The organism is Methylobacterium sp. WL18, assembly GCF_008040015.1.
In the GTDB taxonomy this organism is placed as follows: domain Bacteria; phylum Pseudomonadota; class Alphaproteobacteria; order Rhizobiales; family Beijerinckiaceae; genus Methylobacterium; species Methylobacterium mesophilicum.
In genome coordinates this window covers 1-4,773 of the sequence record NZ_VRVD01000364.1, presented here as the reverse complement: position 1 = coordinate 4,773, position 4,773 = coordinate 1, and the positions used below count along the sequence as shown (strand labels likewise).

Genomic DNA, 4,773 nt, shown 5'->3' with positions numbered 1-4,773 from the left:
GCCTCGGCACGCATCGCCGGCCCGACACGCGGGCGCTCCACCGCGACCGCGACCTCGGCGCCCTGGCCCGGGCCGGTTTCTCTTACGATCTTGCTCGCCGGGTGGTCGATGCCGAGCTGGACGAGCCGGAATGATCGATCAGGCGCGAGCCTTCGGCCGCTTCGGCTCTCGACTGGCCGCGCTTCGGTAGCAGACGGAAGACCTCCGGCACCGCGCTCGCCGGCTGCAGTTCGGCCAGTTCCGCGTCGGTCATCCTGGGATTGTCGGAGACCGCATCCCAGCCGCCAAGCGAGGCTGTTGAGTGCCGAGCAGAAGGTGTTCGTCGTCCTGTAACCCACTTGCAGGGATGCAAACGAGCGTCTACGTTATGACAAATATCATGACGCGGCGGAGATGGGCATGATCTCGCTCAAGGTGACCCAGAACGGCAACTCCCTCAGCCTGACACTGCCGAAGGAGGTCTCCACCCGGCTCAAGGTCGAGAAGGGCGATGTCGTCCATCTGACCGAAGCGCCGGACGGGAGCTACAGGCTCACGCCCTACAACCCGGACTTCGAGAGCCAGATGGTCGTCGCGCAGGCGGTCATGAAGCGTCGTCGCGAGGCTCTTCGCGAACTCGCGAAGTAAGGCTCCGCCATGAGAGTCTGGGTCCGCAAGGACGTCGTATGCGCTCTGCACGACGAGCAGCTGGCTGAGCACGGCGGCTCGCCGGGCATCCGCGACGAGGGGATGCTCGATTCCGCGCTCGGCCGGCCGGAGAACCTGGAAGCCTACGGCGACCCTCCGCCCGATCTCGCCGATCTGGCGGCGGCCTACGCCTTCGGCCTCGCGAAGAACCATCCGTTCATTGACGGGAACAAGCGGGTCTCGATGGTCGTGACCGAAACGTTCATCGAACTGAACGGCCGGCAGCTGACCGCCATGAATGCTGAGATCGTCGCCACTTGGCTGGCGCTTGCCTCCGGCGAGATGGATGAAGCGGCGATGGCCGCCTGGATCAGGGCTCGGATCTAGAGCATCGTCCCGAAAGGTGGTTTCCGGCTTTCGGAAAAAGACGATGCGCTAGGAGAGATTTGCTCGCCACCGCTAAAGTACTGGCTCCCGTCGGCACCGACCGACAGCGCGGTGTTCCGGATGATCCGGCGCGTGCGGTGTGTCGCACATGAGTGCCTCCTCGGCAGGAGCGCACACCGAGGTATTGCCTGTGCGCAGGGTGCGGCATCGCGGACGGGGGCCGGGCACCGGTCGGCCTTGCCTCTTAAGGCCTCTCCTTCATTGTCTGTTCGATGGACGAAACCCTGGCCAAGAAACTGCGCATCCTGGCCGATGCCGCCAAGTACGATGCCTCCTGCGCCTCCTCGGCGGCGCCGAAGCGCGCGGCCGGGAAGGATGGGCTCGGCTCCACCACCGGGGCCGGCATCTGCCACGCCTACACGCCGGACGGGCGCTGCGTCTCGCTGCTGAAGATCCTGCTGACCAACTGGTGCCTGTTCGACTGCGCCTATTGCATCAACCGGCGCTCCTCGAATGTGAGGCGGGCGAAGTTCACCGTGGAGGAGGTCGTGAGCCTCACCCTGAACTTCTACCGGCGCAACTACATCGAGGGCCTGTTCCTGTCGTCGGGCATCATCAAGTCGCCCGACCATACGATGGAACTGCTCACCCGGGTGGCGAAGTCGCTCCGGCGCGACCATGGCTTTGCCGGCTACATCCACCTCAAGTCGATCCCGGAGGCGAGCCCCTGGCTGATCGAGGAGGCCGGCCTCTACGCCGACCGGCTCTCCATCAACGTGGAATTGCCCACCGAAGCGAGCCTGCAGCGCCTGGCCCCCGAGAAGGACGGCGCCGCGATCCAGAACGCGATGGCGCAGATCGGCGAGCGTATCGTCGAGGCCAAGGCCGAGAAGCGGCGCTTTTCCCCGGCCGGGCACTCGACCCAGGTGATCGTCGGCGCGGACGCCACCACCGACGAGGCCCTGATCCGCAAGAGCGCGCATCTCTACGGCAGCGTCGGCCTGAAGCGGGTCTACTACTCGGCGTTCAGCCCGATCCCGGACGGGTCGGCGATCCTGCCGCCGAAGCCGCCGCCCCTTCAGCGCGAGCACCGGCTGTACCAGGCCGACTGGCTGCTGCGGTACTACGAGTTCACCCCCGACGAGGTCGCCGACGCCTCCGAGGGCGGCATGCTCGCCCTCGACATCGACCCCAAGCTCGCCTGGGCGCTCAAGCACCGCGAAAAGTTCCCCGTGGACGTGAACAAGGCCGAGCGGGAATGGCTGCTGCGGGTGCCGGGCCTCGGGGCCAAAGCGGTCGATAAGATCATCACGGCGCGCCGCCACGCGACCCTGCGCCTCGACGACGTCGCCCGCCTGACATCGGGGCTGAAGCGGGCGCGCCCGTTCCTGATCGCCGCCGACCACCGCCCGGTCGGGCTCACCGACCGGCTCGACCTGCGCGAACGGCTGGTCGAGCCGGCCCGGCAGCTGAGCTTGTTTTGATGAAGGCCGGAAGCGCGACTTTCCCTCCCCCCTCTGCGGGGGAGGGTGGGCCCTGCGTCAGTAGGGGTCGGGAGAGGGGCAGCGCGACGGTTCAGGATGAAGCAACCGTTGCGCCCTTTCCAGAAACGTTGCTCCCCTCTCCCGACCCGCTTCGCGGGCCACCCTCCCCCGCAGAGGGGGGAGGGCGTGGCGCGGATCCGGCCCGCCTCAAGAAGCCCCACGCCGCAGGTGACGTCACGGTCGCGCACCGACCGGCAAAGAAGCGGCCTCGACGCCCGGGCCGCACCCGGCCTAAGACCCTTCGGAAGCCCGAATTCCCGCACCGCCTGGTGCGATGACATGGAGACAGCCCGCCCGTGACTGGACGCCTCCTCGCCGCAACGCTCTGCATCGCCTGCCTCCAGTTCGCCCCCGCCCGCGCGCAGGAACCGGCGGCGAGCGCGGCCGCCACGGAGGCGTCGATCCCGGCCGCCACCGGCCAGTGGACCCATGCGATCACGCTGATGGGCGAGCCGAAATACGGCCCCGGCTTCAAGCATTTCGACTACGCAGACCCGGCCGCGCCCAAGGGCGGCTTGGTGCGCCTGGGCATGCAGGGCGGGTTCGACAACTTCAACATGATCGTCTCGGGCCTGAAGGGCGACCTCGAAGGCGGCGTGCTGCAGATCTACGATACGCTGATGACCGAATCCTCGGACGAGCCGTTCACGTCCTACGGCCTGCTGGCCGAGGCGGTGCGGGTCGCCCCCGACCTCGGATCGGTCTCGTACCGCCTGCGCGACGACGCCCGCTGGCACGACGGCCAGCCGATCACCCCCGAGGACGTGGTCTGGTCCTACGGCGTGCTGAAGGCCAACAGCCCGTTCTACGCCGCCTATTATCAGACCGTCGCCAAGGCCGAGGCGACCGGGCCGCACGAGGTGACCTTCACGTTCAGCGAGACGGGCAACCGCGAATTGCCGCAGGTGATCGGCCAGCTGCGGGTGCTGCCCAAGCACTGGTGGACGGGCAAGGACGCCAACGGCAAGCCGCGCAGCCCGACCGAGACCACCCTGGAGCCGCCGCTCGGCTCCGGCCCCTATCGGCTCGCCAAGTTCGAGCCGGGCCGCAGCGTCACCTACGCCCGCGTGCCGGATTACTGGGGCAAGGACCTGCCGGTGAATGTCGGGCGGTACAATTTCGACACCGAGCGCCACGAGTATTTCCGCGACGGCACCGTACTGGTCGAGGCCCTGAAGGGCGACCTCTACGACTTCCGGGCTGAGAACATCGCCCGCAACTGGGCGACCGCCTACGACGATTTCCCGGCCGTCAAGGAAGGGCGCCTGATCAAGGAGGCGTTCCCGGAGCGCGGCATGGGCATCATGCAGGCCTTCGCGTTCAACACGCGCCGGGACAAGTTCAAGGATCCGCGGGTCCGCCGGGCGTTCAACCTGGCGCTCAACTTCGAGGAGATGAACAAGAACCTGTTCTACGGCCTCTACAAGCGGATCAACTCCTACTTCTTCGGCTCGGAACTGGCCTCCTCGGGCCTGCCCGAGGGGCAAGAGAGGGAGATCCTGGAGAGCGTCAAGGACAAGATCCCGGCTTCGGTCTTCACCGCGCCCTACGCCAACCCGGTCAACGAGAACCCGGAGGCCGTGCGGAAGAACCTGCGCGAGGCGGTGGGGCTGCTGCGCGAGGCCGGCTACGAGCTGCGCGGCGGCAAGATGGTCAACAAGACGACCGGTGAGCCGCTGACCGTCGAGTTCCTGGAGTTCCAGAACGCGTTCGAGCGCGTGATCCTGCCCTTCGCGGCGCAATTGAAGCTGATCGGCATCGACGCCACGATGCGGGTGATCGACGCCGCGCAGTATCAGAACCGGATCCGCGACTTCGACTTCGACATCACCACCAACGGTTGGGGCGAGTCGCTGTCGCCCGGCAACGAGCAGCGCGAGTTCTGGGGCTCGGCGGCGGCCGACAAGCCGGGCTCGCGCAACCTGATCGGGATCAAGGATCCCGGGATCGACGCGCTGATCGAGAAGGTCATCTATGCCAAGGACCGGGCCGGGGTGATCGCCGCGACCAAGGCCCTCGACCGGGTGCTGCTGGCGCACGATTACGTCGTGCCGCAATGGTCCGCGAGCGAGCAGCGGACCCTGCGCTGGAACCGGTTCAGCCACCCTTCCGTGCTGCCGCGCTACGCCGGCTCCGGCTTCCCGACGACCTGGTGGTACGACGAGGCGCGCGCCGCCAAGACCGGGGCCCCGCGGTGACGGGCCGGTCCTGGCGG

At 67.5% G+C, this 4,773-nt stretch carries 4 protein-coding genes; all 4 read left to right on the top strand.

All coding sequences use genetic code 11. The features are described from left to right. The first annotated feature begins 399 nt into the window (after window positions 1-399). Window positions 400-627, top strand: a complete 228-nt coding sequence (locus tag FV228_RS20650; RefSeq protein WP_147856331.1) for an AbrB/MazE/SpoVT family DNA-binding domain-containing protein — start codon at window positions 400-402, stop codon at window positions 625-627. Between the two features lie 9 nt (window positions 628-636). Beyond that, the gene (locus FV228_RS20645) at window positions 637-1,014 is read left to right on the top strand and encodes a type II toxin-antitoxin system death-on-curing family toxin (RefSeq protein ID WP_147856330.1); all 378 of its coding nucleotides are present in this window, start codon (window positions 637-639) and stop codon (window positions 1,012-1,014) included. 272 nt (window positions 1,015-1,286) lie between these two features. Further along, the gene (locus FV228_RS20640) at window positions 1,287-2,498 is read left to right on the top strand and encodes a putative DNA modification/repair radical SAM protein (protein ID WP_147856329.1); all 1,212 of its coding nucleotides are present in this window, start codon (window positions 1,287-1,289) and stop codon (window positions 2,496-2,498) included. A 389-nt stretch (window positions 2,499-2,887) separates the two neighbouring features. Continuing rightward, window positions 2,888-4,756, top strand: coding sequence for an extracellular solute-binding protein (locus FV228_RS20635; RefSeq protein ID WP_246693969.1), 1,869 nt, complete (start codon window positions 2,888-2,890; stop codon window positions 4,754-4,756). Window positions 4,757-4,773: the final 17 nt, after the last annotated feature.

What these genes read in the sequence shown, in the direction of transcription:
- FV228_RS20650 (WP_147856331.1), top strand. Translation starts at nt 400, where the DNA reads ATGATCTCGCTCAAGGTGACCCAGAACGGCAACTCCCTCAGCCTGACA.
- FV228_RS20640 (WP_147856329.1), top strand. Translation starts at nt 1,287, where the DNA reads ATGGACGAAACCCTGGCCAAGAAACTGCGCATCCTGGCCGATGCCGCC.
- FV228_RS20645 (WP_147856330.1), top strand. Translation starts at nt 637, where the DNA reads ATGAGAGTCTGGGTCCGCAAGGACGTCGTATGCGCTCTGCACGACGAG.